Origin of the sequence: Clostridium sp. AWRP (genome assembly GCF_004006395.2) — a bacterium.
GTDB lineage: Bacteria > Bacillota > Clostridia > Clostridiales > Clostridiaceae > Clostridium_B.
Genome location: NZ_CP029758.2, coordinates 2,278,856 through 2,295,947, shown reverse-complemented (window position 1 = coordinate 2,295,947; position 17,092 = coordinate 2,278,856). Strand labels below are relative to the sequence as shown.

The window sequence follows — 17,092 nt, the reverse complement described above, 5'->3', positions numbered from 1 at the left end:
ACTTTACAATATGCTAGGAATATAACACCAGATGTAATAGCTTCAAATGTATCCATTGATAAAACTTCTATAGAAAAACATTAGGTGCCTGTCACCTAATGGGAATATTTTTGTCCCGCTCGGTGACAGGCACCATTACTATGCCTCTACACTTTTTAATTTATCTTTATGATCTTTATGATCTATAATGGATTGGTAATACTTTTCACCCTTTTCTTTGTCATATACATGTTCCCAGTTGGCAACAAATATACTAGCTAAAGAATTTCCAACAACATTTACTACCGTTCTTCCCATATCTAAAAGACGATCAATTCCAGCTATAAAAGCAAGACCTTCTATTGGAATACCACAAGTTCCAAGTGTAGCTAGCAGTACTACAAAAGAAGCTCCTGGGACACCTGCTATTCCCTTTGAAGTTATCATAAGTACTATTACTAAGCTTATTTGAGCTCCAATGGAAAGATGCATACCATATAACTGTGCTATAAATATAGCTGCCATAGATTCATAAAGTGTAGAACCATCAAGATTAAAAGTATAACCTGTAGGAACTACAAAAGATACTGTAGCACTTGGGCACCCGTACTTCTCCATTTTTGTCATCAACCTAGGAAGTACTGTTTCTGAACTAGCTGTACTAAAAGCAAGCAAAAGCTCATCTTTTAATATTCTTATTAATTTGAATATACTATTTCCAACCAATTTTGCTGCTATTCCCATAAATACAAGTATAAAGAAAATCATACCCGCATAAACTAATATCATTAACTTTCCTAACGGAATAAGGGATTTAAGCCCAAAATTGCATACAGTGCAGCCAATTAATGCAAATACACCTATAGGTGCAGTTTTCATAATCTGGTTAGTTACCCAGAACATTGTATCTGCTACACCCTGAAAAAAGTTTAATATAGGTTTTCCTTTTTCTCCAATAGATGCAACTCCAAGTCCAAACATAACAGAGAAGAATATAATTGGAAGCATATCTCCTTTACTTAAAGAATCCATAATATTCGTAGGGAAAATATTTATTATAGTATCTACAAATCCCTTATTAGTAGCCTTTTTTGCAGTGTCAACGTAACTAGCAATGTTTGTCTTAGTCAAGCTGCTCATATTTACACCCGTACCTGGATGGAATACGTTTGAAAATAAAAGTCCAACAATTAATGCAATAGTAGTCATTATTTCAAAATATATTATAGTCTTTAATGCAAGAGCTCCTACCTTCTTCATATCACCTACTCCTGCAACACCTACTATAAGACATGATACTACAATAGGTATAACTATCATTTTAATCAGCCTTAAAAAGATAGTTCCAAAAGGTTGAAGATATTTAGGTAGATTTGGATTACCATAAAAAATAGCACCAACTATAACTCCAAGTATAAGACCAATTAAAATTTGAGTGGCTAGTCCACCTTTAAGTTTTCTTTTCTTCTTTTCCATTCTAATCCCCTTCCCATATTTCAAATAATTATACTGTTATTTTGTAAACGATTAATATATGCACATATTACCAACACCTAAATATTACAACTTAACATACAAAAAACTATATTATTATACTGAAATATATAAAAAATTTTTTATCAATTTTATAAATAAAGAATATATTTGAATACACTAATTTAAATTTCAAACTAATTTAAATATATAATTAATAATATTTTTGTAGAAGTTTGTCAATCTCATTTATTTAATTTATAATATATGGGGTTTTATTTTTATATAATTAAAATGAGGTGTGTTTACTTGAAAAATACTACATCTGCCTTAAAAGAAGATTTATTTATTTTAATATTAATAATAATTTCAGTACCAATAGTTGGAGAATTTAAATTTTTCCCACTAAATAGTACTTTTCGTGTTAGCTTTAGTCCTGTACTATTTTTGTTTTTCTCGTTTTGGGTTAAAAAGATTCCTATACCCATATACGGAATCGTAGCTGGTATATCTACCGTTATATTTAGAATTGTTCTCGACTGCGTACTTCAAAATGGATTTGAATTTCATCAAGCTTTTTTAATAAATTCTCCTGCATTTTTTTACTATTTAGTTTTTTCATGTTTATTTTATTTAACAAAAATAAATAACTTACACAATAATCCTCTTTTGATGGGTATTTTAGCTGCCTGTATAGACATACTTTCCTCAACTTGTGAACTTATAGTAAGGTTTTTAGTACTCAGAAATTCTATTTCAGTTTATGCCTTTGGATTGGTTTCCGTAATTGCAATTATACGATCTTTTTTTGTACTCGGGTTTTTCAACATAATACAATTAAATGAAATAAGAACAGCCGCTACCCAACAAAAAGATCAAAATAGATATATGCTGCTGCTTATTTCAAACCTGTATGCAGAATCTGTACAATTAAAGAAATCACTAACCTTTGCTGAAAGTATTACGAGAGACTGCTATAATTTATATGAATCTCTAAAAAACAATTATTCAAAATTAAATAAAACTGAATTGTCACAAAAATTATTAAAAATTGCAGGTCAAGTGCATGAAATCAAAAAGGACAACCAAAGAATATATTCTGGACTTTCTAAAATGATTTTATCTGAAAATTCTAAGGACTATATGAATGTTGAGGAAATTGGGAATATAATATTAGATACAAATAAAAAATATTCTATAGCTCTTGGAAAAAGCATTGATTTTTCAATAAATATAGCATCTGGCGACATTCCTGATCTTCATATTTATACTGTACTGTCACTTATAAATAATTTAGTATCAAATTCTGTAGAATCCATAGAAAATGCCGGTACTATAAAAATCTATATAGGCAAAATAGAAAACTTAATTAAATTTCAGGTCTCTGACAATGGCATAGGAATACCTGAAAAGAAAAAGGATCTTATTTTTAAACCTGGCTATACAACAAAATATAATAAGCTAGGGAAACCGTCAACAGGAATAGGTCTTTCTTATGTAAAACAAACAGTTACAAATTTAAAAGGACGAATCCTGCTTGAAAGCACATATAGTTCAGGTGAAACTACTTTTACTATTGAGCTTCCAATTAAAAGTTTGATAAAGGAAGGATGATACAAACATGAGATTTTTTATTGTAGACGATGACGAAGCTATTCGTTCAATGTTATCTGAAATAATTGAAGACTACAATTTAGGAGAAGTTGTTGGTGAAGCAGCAAATGGTGTTCCCATATCAACTAGATTTCTATGTAATAAAAAAATAGATATACTTATAATTGATCTTTTAATGCCAATTAAAGATGGTCTTCAAACTATAAGCGAACTTGACCCTTCTTTTAAAGGTAAATCAATAATGTTATCCCAAGTAGAGAACAAAGAAATGATAGGAAAAGCTTATTCTTTAGGCGTACAGTACTATATTACAAAACCAATAAACAGACTTGAAGTAATTGGCATTATAAAAAAGGTAATTGAACAAATAAAGATTGAAAAGTCCATAAATTATATTCGAGACACCTTAAACTTTTTAAAGACGGATACACTTGATAATAAAAATAGTTCAAAATCAAATAAAGGTATTTTAGAATACAGTGAATTTATATTAAGCCAATTAGGTATAATTGCTGAAAGCGGTAGTAAAGATCTACTGTCCATTGTAGAATACTTATATACTCGTGAAAACGAAAAAACTGTTGAAAAGGATTTCCCATCTTTAAAGGAAATATTTATTAAAACCTCTGAAAAAAAACTTGGACAAAATTCTTCTTCAATTGATATAAAAAAAGAGATAAAGGCGTCAGAACAAAGAGTTAGGAGGGCAGTACTTCAGTCACTAAATTATATAGCCTCCCTTGGTCTTACAGATTATTCTAACCCCAAATTTGAAGAATATGCTGCTGAATTTTTCGATTTTACGGAAGTAAGGAAAAAAATGTTGGAACTAAAAAATAATACTCCTCTTAGTCAACCTATACATATAAATGTTAAAAAGTTTATCAAGGTTTTATATATAAAATCAAAAAATTACAAAAGCAATGATATATAAAAAATAGTATCAGAACTTTTACTAAAATTCTGATACTATTGTTCTATTTTTACTAAGTACTCTATTTCTTAGGGGCTAAAATCATAAACATATTATTCCCTTCTAATTTAGGCGCTCTTTCTACTACTGAGCTTTCATCTAATTTACTTAAAAATGTGTCGAAAACTTTCCTACCTAAACTTGTATAATTATTTTGTCTCCCCCTAAACCTTATAGAAACCTTCACTTTATTTCCCTTGGTCAAAAATTTTCTCGCATTATTTGCTTTGATTTCTATATCATTTTCCTCAATAGTAGCACTTAATCTAACTTCCTTTAATTCTACAATTTTTTGATTCTTTTTAGCTTGTTTTGCTTTTTTAGATTGCTCATAAAGAAATTTACTATAATTCATTATCTTGCAAACAGGTGGTTTAGCTTGCGGTGAAACTGCTACTAAATCCATACCCTGCTCTCTTGCCATATTTAAAGCATCTTTAGTATTTACAATCTCACTTTCTTTTTCTCCTACCAATCTAATCTTGTCTGCCCTAATTTCTTCATTTAAGTTATTTTTTTTATTAATAGTATACACCTCCACAAATTAAAGTTTACCTATTTACTATTATATATAAGCATTCAGTCTTGTGCAACCACAAAATATGGTTATTCATCTCATTTTCTCAATATTTTTCAATTATAATAATAAATATGTGTTTTAGTTTCCCCAATCTATATATTTTCTATTATTGCTTTAATCAGTTTTGTAAATTTTTCACTGGCATAGAGGGAATTTTTTATAACTTCTTCATGATTTAGAGCATGTTTCAATATTCCTGCTGCCATATTAGTTATGCAAGATATTCCAATAATTCTCATATCACTGTGATTTGCCACAATGACCTCAGGAACTGTGGACATTCCCACTGCATCCCCTCCTAATACACTTAACATCTTTATTTCAGCTGGCGTTTCATAGCTTGGCCCACTCATGTAAGCATATACTCCTTCTTGAATTGGTATGTGCAATTCGCCTGCCACCCTTTTTACCATTTCTCTAAGACGACTATCATATGCCTCAGACATATCTGGAAATCTAGGCCCAAATTTTTCTAAGTTCTGTCCTATTAAAGGATTTTGTCCTGACAGATTTAGATGGTCCCTTATAAGCATCAGATCTCCACTTCTATAACTTTTATTTATTCCCCCTGCAGCATTAGTTACTATTAGATTTTGAATTCCCAACATTTTCATAACTCTAATAGGAAAAGTCACTTCTTTCATTGAATATCCTTCATAATAATGAAACCTGCCCTGCATTGCAGCTACTACCTTACCTTGAAGCTTTCCTATAACAAGACAGCTTTTATGACCTTCCACTGTAGAAATAGGAAAGTTTGGTATTTCACTATAAGGATATATCTTTTTGTCTTCAATTTCATCTGCAATATGTCCAAGACCCGATCCAAGTATAAGTGCTATCTCTGGTTTTACCTTTATTCCAGAGTTTATATAAATTGCAGCCTCCTCTATATTTGAGTTTAAATTCGTACCATTTTGTTTAAACATTAAATGCATTTCACTTCCTCTCTGCTAAAATTTATTATAGCACAAAATTTTCAACTATTTTATAGATTTCACCCCATATATTTCTTTACAGTATTGTACTGTTTCATGAATTGTTCTAGGAAAAAAGTCTGCCTTTACATATTCACAAACCTGTTTATCCAATACTCCCCCTCCAATTAATATCTTAATTTCTTTTCCAAACTCTGTATTTCTTATAGATTGTATACATTCCTTTAAATTTTCAAAGCAATTCGTCAAAAGACATGAAATGGCTACAACCTTAGGATGGTATTCTTTAATTGCCTTAATAAATTTCTCAGTTGATACATCCGTTCCTAGATCAATTACTTTAAAATCATTACTGCTCATGGCAGTACATACTATGTTTTTACCTACATCATGTATATCTCCATAAATAGTTCCCATAACAAATACTCCATAGTTAGCTGTGCCGGAAGGCATTAAATCTTTAAGTATTTGTGAAACTTCTTTAAATATTTCTCCTGATATAATAAGTTCAGACATAAAGTATCTTTTTTCTTGAAATCTTTTTCCTACAATTTCAATACCCTTTTGCAAATAACCTACAATGTCCATTATAGGTACATTTGCTTTTATAAGAGCATTTACTTCTTCAATGACTAAATCTTCATCAAGTTCTGCCATTGCGTCTATAAGTACTTTGCTCATAAAAAATATCCCCCTCATAATTTATACTTATGTATATAAACTATCATAAATACATCCATAAAGCATCATACAATATGAAGAAATTTTAACGTAAAAGTATACAATATGTATAATATGCTTTTCTAATAACAAATTAGCCCTTTTATTATGTCAAATAATAGGTTATTATGATATTGTGAGGTGTTTAATATGGGAATGAATCTACGTACTTTCCTAGGCAAAATAAAAAATTATAATCCTAGGTTATATATTTCACAAATAGAAGGAATAACAATTAAATATGTTAAACTCCTTGAAGAAAATCAAACTTTATTTGAACCAGACCATTTATATGTATGCGAAACCTTTAATTTTAAAAAAATCCCGTCACAAAAAGGTGCTGTAAATATACTTTGTATTAAAACTGACGATCTTCAATATAAGCCAGATAAAAATTCCATAGTAAATTTAATAGTGTTGAATACTGATATGGATATATTTAAAACTTTCAACGAAATACAAAGCATCTTAATAAAGCATCAGGAATTTAGTATAGCTTCAACAAAATTATTAGATGCTTTAATAAGTGGAAAGGGGCTTGAACATATAGTAAATACGGGATGTGAGATTCTTAAAAACCCTATATGTATCCTAGATCTTAGCTTTAAGCTCATTGCATCTTCTAAAGATATTAAAGTAGAGGATCCCGTATGGATTGAACTTTTAACTAAAGGCTACTGTTCCTACAACTTTGTACCTATGTCAAATGTTCGAAATTTTATTGATGTAGTACACAAAAGCAGTTCTCCTATTTTTATAGGAAAAGATAAATTTAGAATTCCACGTATAATATCAAATATTAAAATTAACGATAAAGTAGTTGGATATGTAACTGCCTTAGAGTGTCAAAAACCATTTTCTAGAAATGACATAGAATTTATCTTTCTTTTATGTAAAGTAGTTGCTTCTGAAATGCAAAAAAACAGTTCCCTGCAAAACATAAAAGGATTGAAATATGAAAATTTTATCATGGATTTACTCAATGGAAAAGAAACCGATACACGAGTTATTGAAGAAAGGTCAAAATTTTTAGATTTACATTTCAAACATAATCTCTATATACTTGTAGTAAATGTACCTCAAAATAATTTTGTAAACATTCCTCTTCACAGAGTAAGAGATGCTATTGAATATATGCTAGTAGGAAGTAAATCTGTCATATATGAAAACTCTGTTGTCATACTAATAAGTCAAAAAAATAAAATATCAGATATTGAGCACAGTTTTAGTAAAGTCATAGACTTCTTTAAAAAAAATAATATACATGGTGGTTTAAGTAGATGTTTTCACGATCTAGCTAATACAAGAAAATACTATGAGCAATCTTTAAAGGCTATTACACTTGGTATGGGACTGAAAATAAATAAGTTTCTTTTTTTCTATGAAGATTTAGCAATATACCACTTATTAGAAACATGTTCGTCAAAAAGTGATTTAAAAAATTTTTGTCATGATTCAATATTTAACTTAATGAGATATGATAAATCCCATAATACCAAATATTTAAAGTGTCTTCGTTTTTATTTATTAAATGAAAAAAATCAGTTGAAAACATCAAAAACTTTAAATATTTGCAGAAGTACTTTAGTTCATCGTATAGAAAAAATTCAAGAAATTATGGGCGTTAATTTAAATGATGTAAAAATTACATTTCGTCTTAATTTAAGTTTTATCATACTTGAATATATTGATGAATTTAAATAAGTTGTTTATATTTATCAATATAAATTTTATATTATTGGGGGTATATTAAATGAACAATTACACAGTTACTTTTAAACCTGAAAACCGCAAAATATCTGTCTGTGAGGGAACTACACTTAAAGAAGCTATCACAGCTGAAGGATTAGATTTTGATTTTCCCTGCGGTGGAATGGGCACCTGTGGTAAATGTAGAATTAAAATATTAGATAAAAACTTAAAGGCTACAGAAAAGGAACTTAAATTTTTAGAAGAAAAAGAACTTAAAGAAGGTATACACCTTGCTTGTGAAATCAAAGTATACAGCGATATAACTGTTCAACTAAATCAAAAGAAAAATGAAGTATATAATATACTACAATCATCCACAGAAAGGACTTTTGCTATTAAACCTCTTATTGAAAAAGTTTACGTAGAAGTAGACTTGCCTTCTTTAGACAAACAGAAATCTGATTTAAAACGTTTAAAAGAAAAATTAGTGCAAAAAAAACCAAATTATAAAAACATTAAAATGAATATTTCTGTTTTAAGGGAACTGCCCGTGAAACTTCGTGAAGCAAACCACCATATAACTGCAGTTATCTATGGCAATGAGATTATTGGTATTGAAATGGGAAACACTGAAAAGAGTATGCTTGGTATAGCTTTTGATATTGGTACTACTACTATTGTAGCTTATCTAATGGATCTATATACTGGAAAGAAACTTGCTGTTTCTTCAGCAATGAACTCTCAAATAAAATTTGGAGCAGACGTAATCTCACGTACAACTTTTGCCAATCAAAATGAAAATGGTGTTAAATTAATGCAATCTACTCTCTTGGATGTATTAAATAAATTAATTGAAGATAGTGTACATAAAGCAAACATGTTAAAGGAAAACATATATGCAATTACCATTGTAGGAAATACCTGCATGCACCATCTATTTCTAGGTCTTACTCCAAAATATATTGCATATATACCTTATGTTCCCGTAATAAGCGAAACACTAGAAGTAAAATCATCAGATCTTAACCTTCACATTAATCCATCAGGTAAGGTATTTGTGCTTCCAAATATCGCTGGGTTTGTAGGCGCAGATACTGTAGGTGTAATTTTAGCCTCAGAAATGGATAAAAGTAAGGATATAAAGCTGGCCATCGACATAGGCACTAATGGCGAAATAGTCCTAGGGTCTTCAAAGAAACTTGTCTCCTGTTCTGCTGCAGCAGGTCCTGCTTTTGAAGGAGCTCAAATAAGCAGCGGTATGAGAGGCGCAAAAGGCGCTATAGATCATGTAAGCTTTGGAGAATCTCTAACCTACACTGTTATAGGGAATGAAACACCTGAAGGTATTTGCGGGTCTGCCCTACTTGATATTGTGGCAGGACTTGTGAGACTTGGAATAATAAATAAAAGAGGAAAGCTTTTATCACCTGCCAACTTTATAAATCCAAATGCACTTCCATTTAAAAATAATATAGTAACTTATGAAGGTGCAAATGCCTTCTTAATAGTTCCTCCATCGGAAACAGCACATGGACGTGCTATCATGCTTACTCAAAATGATATAACTTCACTTCAATTAGCAAAAGGAGCTATATCTGCAGGTATAAACATACTTATAAAAAAGTGTAATATAACTACAACTGATATAAAAGAAGTAATTTTAGCCGGTGCTTTCGGTAACTATATGAATCCACATAGTGCCTGCACAATAGGTTTAATTCCACCAGAGCTTGAAAATAAGATACGGTTAGTGGGAAATGCTGCTGGTACAGGCTCAATGCTTGCACTATTGTCAAATGACGAATATGAGCATTCTAATGCTATAGCTAGTAAAGTAACTTACATTGAATTAGGAGCGCAAAAAGATTTTAACAGGGAATTTGCTCATGGAATGCAATTTCAGTATTATAAATAGAATAAAAAATTCACCAGTTTAATTTAACTGGTGAATTTTTTTATTTCTATCTGCCTGTAGCTGCAGAAATCATTGCTTTTACATTTTCAACTTTTGCATTTGGAGGTATTGAACATCCACTTGCTAAAATAAATCCATCCCCCATATCTTTAACAAGTTTAGAAGCATAATCATACACTTCATCAGGAGTACCAAGAACAAGTTTTCCAGCAGGTACATCTCCTTTAATGCACATATGATCTCCAAGCTTTTCTTTTATTTTATAAATATCTGTTACACCATCTGTTTCAAATACAATCTTTCCTTTTGGAAAATCTTTAAAGTAGTCAAGGTCACGCTCCCAGTTTCCATCAATGTGGATGCTACATATTGTACCTTCTTCTATAACCGCATCTGCTGTCTCCTTAATATATTTCCATACAAAACGCTCCCATAACTTAGGAGAATAGAATTCACTAGCTCCACGTGCTGGAGAAAGGAAAAGTACATCTGGTTTAGTAGCTCTTATTTGCTTTCTTATACCTTCAACTACTTCTGCCTGAATAACATCCAAAGTTTCCCCAACTTTATCAGGCATTCTAAATAAATCCCTCATAAATTTTACCATAGAACGTCCACCACTCAAATATTCATTTACAGTTATAACTGCAGCAGGACTATATACTACAAACCCAGCATCTTTGACATTTTGATCGGCTTGTGGAGCATAAGCTGCATCTGCCATAATTTCATCAACATTAATTCCCAATCTATCTTTTAAGTAACCAGGCATAAAATTGTTCCAGCCTTTATTTATAATGGTATCATAATCTTCTGGCTTCATCATTTCTGCTTCATCAATCTGCCAAAGCATATCATCGGAAAGCTCTCGTCCTGGAAGCTTAACTCTTGACATAAATTCTAATGGAAATAAAGGTCCTACAGAGTAGGATGAATTAACTCCATCCACATCTCCCAAATCTTTTAGAGAATCTATTATAACTTTATTCGATACTTTGACACTATCTTTTCCACAAATATCTGCCAACTTCAATCCCATATGTCTAGCGGCAAAAGAATCATTCATAAGTATAACAGGTGTTCTATCTGTTTTTTCTAATGCTAATGTTTTTCTAAATCTATCTAAACGTTCATTGTATAATTGTTGTGTTGTTTTCATATTAATTTACCCCCATAGCTTTTTTACAGAAATCTACTGTCTGCTGTGCATCTTTGCAAACTAAATCTGCACCCATGTATTTTCCTGCCGCCTCGTCTACAGGACCCCCTCCAACTAGAATCTTTAAATCCTTTCTAAGTCCTGCATCTTCTATTTCCTTTATGCATTGTTTTACATTATCAAAGCAAGTAGTCAAAAGGCATGATATTCCTATTACCTTAGGTCTATATTGTTCTATAGCTTCAATATATTTTGATGTAGGTACATCAACTCCAAGGTCTTTTACGTCAAAGCCATTGCTTTTCATTACAGTAGTTACAATATTTTTCCCTATATCATGTATATCATCATAAATAGTTCCCATTACAAATATTCCATTATTTGGTCCTGCAGCTTCTCCTAATCCTCCAATGATCTCTGATGCCTCATTAAACACTTCTGCTGACATAATAAGTTCAGATAAAAAATATTCCTTTTTTTCAAATCTGTTTCCTACAATTCCCATACCTTCCTGTAAATCTGCTATTATATCTAATACTGGTGTTCCGTTTTCCTTTTGTGCTTTTACCTCTGCTAAAACAACATCTTCATCCAAATCTGCCATTGCATCAACTAATTTTTTACTCATTTTCATATCCTCCCATTAATGCTAAAATAAATATAAGTTTCACTAATTGCCCTATTCAATTATTATTAACTATCCTGTATGCCGCCACAACAGTTTTTATATTACTCATAATTACTCATATAATCCCTCACGGAATGCTTTAATAAACTTTCTTGAGAACCTATCTTGTCCAAGTAATGTTTGTGATGCAAGCAAGGCACCTCTCATTTCTTTGTTTGTCGGATCCATAATGTATGAGTCCATTCCACGAGCCATAGTTTGAACCATAAATAATCTGTTCAATACTTTTCTTGCTGGCAAACTATAGGATATATTACTTAATCCGCAGGTAGTATGTACCCCTGGATAACTTTCCATTATTTTTTGTATTGCAGACAGTACTTCTATTCCATTATTTTGTCCTGCACTTATTGGCTTTATAAGTGGATCTATATATATATCATCAAGAGCTATTCCTTCTCCAGTAAGTTTTGTTATAAGGGAGTGTGCTATTCTAAGCCTGTCTTCCTGTGTCTTTGGCATTCCTGTGTTGTCAATACAAAGAGCTATTATTTTAGAATTAAACTTTTTTACCAGTGGTAGTATTGTATTCCACCTTTCATCCTCTCCTGTTATGGAATTGATCATTGGTTTCCCATTTTTTACTTTTTTTAATCCGGCTTCTAGCGCTAGAGGGTTAGGACTATCTATACATAATGGAAGGTCTGTTGCCTGAAGAATATTTTCAACCAGCCATTCCATGGTTTCCACTTCAGTTTGCATAAATGTTCCACAGTTTACATCTATATAAGTTGCCCCTGCTTCTTCTTGTTTTTTTGCAATTTCCTGTATGTAGTTTCCATCTTTTTTTTCTACAGCTTCACGTATAAGCTTCCTGCTTGTATTTATTAATTCTCCTATTATTAACATATTTTAATCTCCTTTTATTTTACATGATTTTCATAATTTTCTAGCAAACAATTTAATTAAAACATTTACAATTTAACTTATAATAATTATTTTTTTACCTGTCTGTAGCTGCAGAAATCATAGCTTTTACATTTCCAACTTTTGCATTTGGAGGTATTAAGCATCCACTAGCTAGAATAAATCCTGTACCCATATCATCAATAAGCTTTTTACTATAACTATACCTACCATCAGGAAGTTCTCGTCCATGGAGCTTAACTCTTGACATAAATACTAATGGGTCAACATCTCCCAAATCCTTTAATGAATCCAACTTACTTTACCCCCATAGCTTTTTTACAAAAATCTACAGTCTGCTGTGCATCTTTACAAACTAAATCTGCACCCATGTATTTTCCTGCCGCCTCGTCTACAGGACCCCCTCCAACTAGAATCTTTAAATCCTTTCTAAGTCCTGCATCTTCTATTTCCTTTATGCATTGTTTTACATTATCAAAGCAAGTAGTCAAAAGACATGATATTCCTATTACCTTAGGTTTATATTGCTTTATAGCTTCAATATATTTTGATGTAGGTACATCAACTCCAAGGTCTTTTACGTCAAAGCCATTGCTTTTCATTACAGTAGTTACAATATTTTTCCCTATATCATGTATATCATCATAAATAGTTCCCATTACAAATATTCCGTTATTTGGTCCTGCAGCTTCTCCTAATCCTCCAATGATCTCTGATGCCTCATTAAACACTTCTGCTGACATAATAAGTTCAGATAAAAAATATTCCTTTTTTTCAAATCTGTTTCCTACAATTCCCATGCCTTCCTGTAAATCCGCTATTATATCTAATACTGGTGTTCCATTTTCCTTTTGTGCTTTTACCTCTGCTAAAACAACATCTTCATCCAAATCTGCCATTGCATCAACTAACTTTTTATTCATTTTCATATCCTCCCTTTAATTCAAATTGAATATAATATCTTTTAAATAAATCATCCATTAAAAAGTATAAGTCCTACATAAGAAAGTGTATTTAAGCCATTATAATATGGAATTTCTGCCCCTTTTTCAAGTGCCATAACATCAATTCCATAAGCTTCAACAGATGAAAGTGCTTTATCTGGGTATCTGCACTCTTTTCCATCAAGATAGGTACATCTTTTACACACTGTACAACATCCTGCATTTAGAGGTAGAATATCCTCAAACTCATATTTGTCTTTTATACTGTTAACAATATTTCTAAATATTTTTTCATGAACATCTTTAGAAGCAGCCATACCTCTCCAGTCAAAAGAATTAGACAATTTATGAACTGTCTGTATTAAAAGTCCTTTTCTATACTGTTTAACTTTTTCCATTAATTCTGATATAGGGCCAATAGCTGGTGGGCCCATCCAATTGGTGTCATAATTGCCACAAATATTTTTCTCACAGGCTTTTCTGTAATCTTCATGAAATTTAATTTTTGATGTGTCTATAACTGCTGCGTAACTTGCATCTAACTCAAGTACATCTTTGACCAAATCGTCAGAATTAATTTTCATATATTAGTTCCTCCTAAACTATAAAATATTAAAATATGTTTAATTCATATAGCACAAAAGCTCTTCATCTAATTTTTTTAACACTACAGATTTTAAAGTTTCTTCATCAGTCCCAAAAACAATAGCTGTCATATTCACTGTAATATTTTTTATATCATAATCATTATTTTCAGAAAAGGTTTTAAGATTAATCTTCTTTCCTGTAGTAGCAACCCATAGATTAAAATCCTTTTCATCCTTTACAAAGATTTTAATATGACCTATAAAATGTTTATTTTCTATGGACCACTTTCTTAAACTTTCGATCCAATGTACAAAAGATTCCTGTAACTTATCTGCTTTAGCTTCTTTTTTAAGTTCAAAGGACTCTGTATATGAAAAAACAGCTGGTACTTCATTCAATTCTCCATATAAACCTTCTTCAGTTTCATCACAATGATGATGGTGGTGATGTTCCTCACAATGGGAATGGTCATGTTCATGATTATTCATTACTTTTAGCCACCTCTTTCCATATACTATCATTTATATTTTTATTTGCAGATACCTTATATAAGCTAGCCTTTGGATTAACTTCTTTTACAGAATGTTCTATATTTTTTAATTGCTTATCTGTAACTAGATCTATCTTATTTACAAGAATTGTATTTCCATCTGATATCTGTGATTTTATAAGTACCGGTGCTATTTCAGTAAGTTCTTCAAATCGTTCTGCATCAACTACACTTACAATCCGTATGCTTTCTATTCCCTTACCATATTTATTAAGTGTACCTAAAATCTTGCTAGGATAAGCTAGTCCTGTAGTTTCAATAATTACCCATTCGGGATCAACTTTTTCACGAAGATCATTTAAAGTAATTATGAGGTCAGATGAAAGCTGACAACAAATACACCCAGAAAATAATTCTTTTACACTTAATCCTTTACTTTTAAGCACTTTGTCATCAATGCCCGTTTCTCCAACTTCATTTTCAATTATTACAAGATTTTGCTTATTGGGACTTTGCTTTTCAACTAAAAAATGTGCTAGTGATAATATTAAACTTGTTTTACCAGAACCAAGAAATCCTCCAAAAATAATTAAATTCATTTAATTACACCATCCTTTTCATTGGAACTAGAGTTCAAATTATTTTTTTGAGCTTCAGATATACCATATATATGTTCCATTGATACCGTTTCATAGGGGTTAATTACTACAAATTCATCATTATTCCAAGGACCAGTTAAAAGCTTTTTAATATAACTAATTGTTCCAGGAATTACTTCCTGTTTTAATTTTAAATCTGCTGCAACCTGATGAGTTATTTTTATAAAGTCTTCTGATTCATCAGTTTCTGTTTCAATAACTCCAAGTCTTTCATAATTTCCTAGCATTATTTTATATACCTTATCTGCTTTAGCTTTCCCAAATTTTTTTACTGTATCCTTGTACTCAACCCATATGTTTCTTTCAGAATTCAGCCATCCTTTAGTGAGAAAATAAGTTTCCTTTTCTTTTGAAATATTTTTTCGTCTTTCACTAGAACCAAGCAATAAAGTAATACAATCATCTACTCGTGGAAAAATAACTTTATAATCTAATGATTTTAATCCGATGACGGCATTTCCGCAGTAACCAAAAGCTAAAAGCACCTGATCTACATTTGATATACTATCTAATTTTTCTTGTAGACACTTTCTTAATTCCCCTGTATTAAGGTGCAGCCCTGATTCTATCCATAATATAGGATAATCACAATGAATTTCATTAATTACCCTTTCTAATTCCTCTTTAATAGTCCTGCATGCCACCACGACAGTTCTTATATTACTCATATAATCCCTCACGGAATGCTTTAATGAACTTTCTTGAAAATCTATCTTGTCCAAGTAATGTTTGTGATGCAAGTAAAGCACCCCTCATTTCCTTGTTTGTTGGATCCATAATGTATGAGTCCATTCCACGAGCCATAGTTTGAACCATAAATAATCTATTCAATACTTTTCTTGCTGGCAAGCTATAGGATATATTACTTAATCCGCAGGTAGTATGTACTCCTGGATAGCTTTCCATTATTTTTTGTATTGCAGATAATACTTCTATTCCATTGTTTTGTCCTGCACTTATTGGTTTTATAAGTGGATCTATATATATATCATCAAGAGCTATTCCTTCTCCAGTAAGTTTTGTTATAAGGGAATCTGCTATTCTAAGCCTGTCTTCCTGTGTCTTTGGCATTCCTGTGTTGTCAATACAAAGTGCTATTATTTTAGAATTAAACTTTTTTACCAGTGGAAGTATTGTATTCCACCTTTCATTCTCTCCTGTTATGGAATTAATCATTGGTTTTCCACTTTTTACTTTTTTTAATCCAGCTTCTAGCGCTAGAGGGTTAGGACTATCTATACATAATGGAAGGTCTGTTGCCTGAAGAATATTTTCAACCAGCCATTCCATGGTTTCCACTTCAGTTTGCATAAATGTTCCACAGTTTACGTCTATATAAGTTGCCCCTGCTTCTTCTTGTTTTTTTGCAATTTCCTGTATATAGTTTCCATCTTTTTTTTCTACAGCTTCACGTATAAGCTTCCTGCTTGTATTTATTAATTCTCCTATTATTAACATATTTTAACCTCCTCCTATTTTTACCTCATTTTCATAATTTTCTAATAAACAATTTAATTAAAACATTTACAATTTAGGTTATAATTATTATTTCTTTTAATATTAAATAGATGCTTATAAATCATTTATTAAATATAGAATAGCACATATTTTTTTGAAATTCATCTTACATAATGCAGAATTTGACATTGCTAATTTATACACACTGTGTACATACTTAGTTTTCTAGGTAAAAATAATTCATCCTTATTAAATTTGGAGGAAGAATTTCTCTATATGATTGATCTTGAAGTATTTATGAACTATTTTGAATGTTTTTGAACTAAAATGATTGTTTTTTAGAAAATTTTATATT

18 protein-coding genes are annotated in these 17,092 nt (G+C 30.9%); 4 read left to right on the top strand and 14 right to left on the bottom strand.

The window, feature by feature from the left end:
• Positions 1-138: 138 nt before the first annotated feature.
• A complete protein-coding gene (locus DMR38_RS10630) occupies positions 139-1,455 on the bottom strand; it encodes a cation:dicarboxylase symporter family transporter (RefSeq protein WP_127721297.1) in 1,317 nt (438 codons plus the stop codon).
• A 306-nt stretch (positions 1,456-1,761) separates the two neighbouring features.
• Between DMR38_RS10630 and DMR38_RS10625 the strand changes: the two genes are divergently transcribed.
• Together DMR38_RS10625 and DMR38_RS10620 are read left to right on the top strand one after the other, a co-directional pair.
• Positions 1,762-3,066, top strand: a complete 1,305-nt coding sequence (locus tag DMR38_RS10625) for a sensor histidine kinase (protein ID WP_243124282.1) — start codon at positions 1,762-1,764, stop codon at positions 3,064-3,066.
• A 7-nt stretch (positions 3,067-3,073) separates the two neighbouring features.
• Positions 3,074-4,000, top strand: a complete 927-nt coding sequence (locus tag DMR38_RS10620) for a response regulator (protein WP_127721295.1) — start codon at positions 3,074-3,076, stop codon at positions 3,998-4,000.
• Between the two features lie 61 nt (positions 4,001-4,061).
• On the opposite strand, the gene infC is transcribed toward DMR38_RS10620, so the two are convergent.
• The 3 genes from infC to DMR38_RS10605 form a co-directional block, all read right to left on the bottom strand.
• On the bottom strand, positions 4,062-4,580 hold the full coding sequence (gene infC, locus DMR38_RS10615) for a translation initiation factor IF-3 (RefSeq protein WP_063557173.1): 519 nt from the start codon (positions 4,578-4,580) through the stop codon (positions 4,062-4,064).
• Between the two features lie 131 nt (positions 4,581-4,711).
• Positions 4,712-5,557: a purine-nucleoside phosphorylase gene (locus tag DMR38_RS10610; RefSeq protein WP_127721294.1), complete on the bottom strand. Its 846-nt coding sequence runs from the start codon at positions 5,555-5,557 to the stop codon at positions 4,712-4,714.
• 45 nt (positions 5,558-5,602) lie between these two features.
• On the bottom strand, positions 5,603-6,238 hold the full coding sequence (locus DMR38_RS10605) for a cobalamin-dependent protein (RefSeq protein WP_127721293.1): 636 nt from the start codon (positions 6,236-6,238) through the stop codon (positions 5,603-5,605).
• Positions 6,239-6,427: 189 nt separating this feature from the next.
• Between DMR38_RS10605 and DMR38_RS10600 the strand changes: the two genes are divergently transcribed.
• The gene (locus DMR38_RS10600) at positions 6,428-7,981 is read left to right on the top strand and encodes a helix-turn-helix domain-containing protein (RefSeq protein WP_127721292.1); all 1,554 of its coding nucleotides are present in this window, start codon (positions 6,428-6,430) and stop codon (positions 7,979-7,981) included.
• Positions 7,982-8,030: 49 nt separating this feature from the next.
• Positions 8,031-9,884 carry an ASKHA domain-containing protein gene (locus tag DMR38_RS10595; RefSeq protein ID WP_127721291.1) on the top strand — a complete coding sequence of 618 codons (1,854 nt, stop codon included), beginning with the start codon at positions 8,031-8,033 and terminating at the stop codon, positions 9,882-9,884.
• Between the two features lie 46 nt (positions 9,885-9,930).
• Here DMR38_RS10595 and DMR38_RS10590 read toward each other — a convergent pair whose 3' ends face one another.
• The 10 genes from DMR38_RS10590 to DMR38_RS10545 all read right to left on the bottom strand — a co-directional run bounded on the left by DMR38_RS10590 (position 9,931) and on the right by DMR38_RS10545 (position 16,737).
• Positions 9,931-11,043 carry a uroporphyrinogen decarboxylase family protein gene (locus tag DMR38_RS10590; RefSeq protein WP_127721290.1) on the bottom strand — a complete coding sequence of 371 codons (1,113 nt, stop codon included), beginning with the start codon at positions 11,041-11,043 and terminating at the stop codon, positions 9,931-9,933.
• Position 11,044: 1 nt separating this feature from the next.
• Positions 11,045-11,671, bottom strand: coding sequence for a cobalamin-dependent protein (locus DMR38_RS10585; protein ID WP_127721289.1), 627 nt, complete (start codon positions 11,669-11,671; stop codon positions 11,045-11,047).
• A gap of 111 nt (positions 11,672-11,782) precedes the next feature.
• Positions 11,783-12,580 carry a methyltetrahydrofolate cobalamin methyltransferase gene (locus DMR38_RS10580; RefSeq protein ID WP_127721288.1) on the bottom strand — a complete coding sequence of 266 codons (798 nt, stop codon included), beginning with the start codon at positions 12,578-12,580 and terminating at the stop codon, positions 11,783-11,785.
• A gap of 94 nt (positions 12,581-12,674) precedes the next feature.
• The gene (locus DMR38_RS22295) at positions 12,675-12,893 is read right to left on the bottom strand and encodes a uroporphyrinogen decarboxylase family protein (protein ID WP_243124549.1); all 219 of its coding nucleotides are present in this window, start codon (positions 12,891-12,893) and stop codon (positions 12,675-12,677) included.
• A 1-nt stretch (position 12,894) separates the two neighbouring features.
• A complete protein-coding gene (locus DMR38_RS10570) occupies positions 12,895-13,521 on the bottom strand; it encodes a cobalamin-dependent protein (protein ID WP_127721287.1) in 627 nt (208 codons plus the stop codon).
• A gap of 50 nt (positions 13,522-13,571) precedes the next feature.
• Positions 13,572-14,126: a DUF2284 domain-containing protein gene (locus DMR38_RS10565; RefSeq protein ID WP_127721286.1), complete on the bottom strand. Its 555-nt coding sequence runs from the start codon at positions 14,124-14,126 to the stop codon at positions 13,572-13,574.
• Positions 14,127-14,165: 39 nt separating this feature from the next.
• Positions 14,166-14,618, bottom strand: coding sequence for a hypothetical protein (locus tag DMR38_RS10560; protein ID WP_127721285.1), 453 nt, complete (start codon positions 14,616-14,618; stop codon positions 14,166-14,168).
• Positions 14,611-15,219, bottom strand: coding sequence for a GTP-binding protein (locus DMR38_RS10555; RefSeq protein WP_127721284.1), 609 nt, complete (start codon positions 15,217-15,219; stop codon positions 14,611-14,613). The genes DMR38_RS10560 and DMR38_RS10555 overlap by 8 nt, the downstream gene beginning before the upstream one ends.
• Positions 15,216-15,947 (bottom strand): DUF1638 domain-containing protein, encoded by a 732-nt coding sequence (locus DMR38_RS10550; protein ID WP_175412984.1) that lies wholly within the window; start codon positions 15,945-15,947, stop codon positions 15,216-15,218. Before DMR38_RS10550 ends, DMR38_RS10555 begins: the two co-directional genes overlap by 4 nt.
• The gene (locus tag DMR38_RS10545; RefSeq protein WP_127721283.1) at positions 15,940-16,737 is read right to left on the bottom strand and encodes a methyltetrahydrofolate cobalamin methyltransferase; all 798 of its coding nucleotides are present in this window, start codon (positions 16,735-16,737) and stop codon (positions 15,940-15,942) included. The genes DMR38_RS10550 and DMR38_RS10545 overlap by 8 nt, the downstream gene beginning before the upstream one ends.
• Between the last annotated feature and the right edge of the window lie 355 nt (positions 16,738-17,092).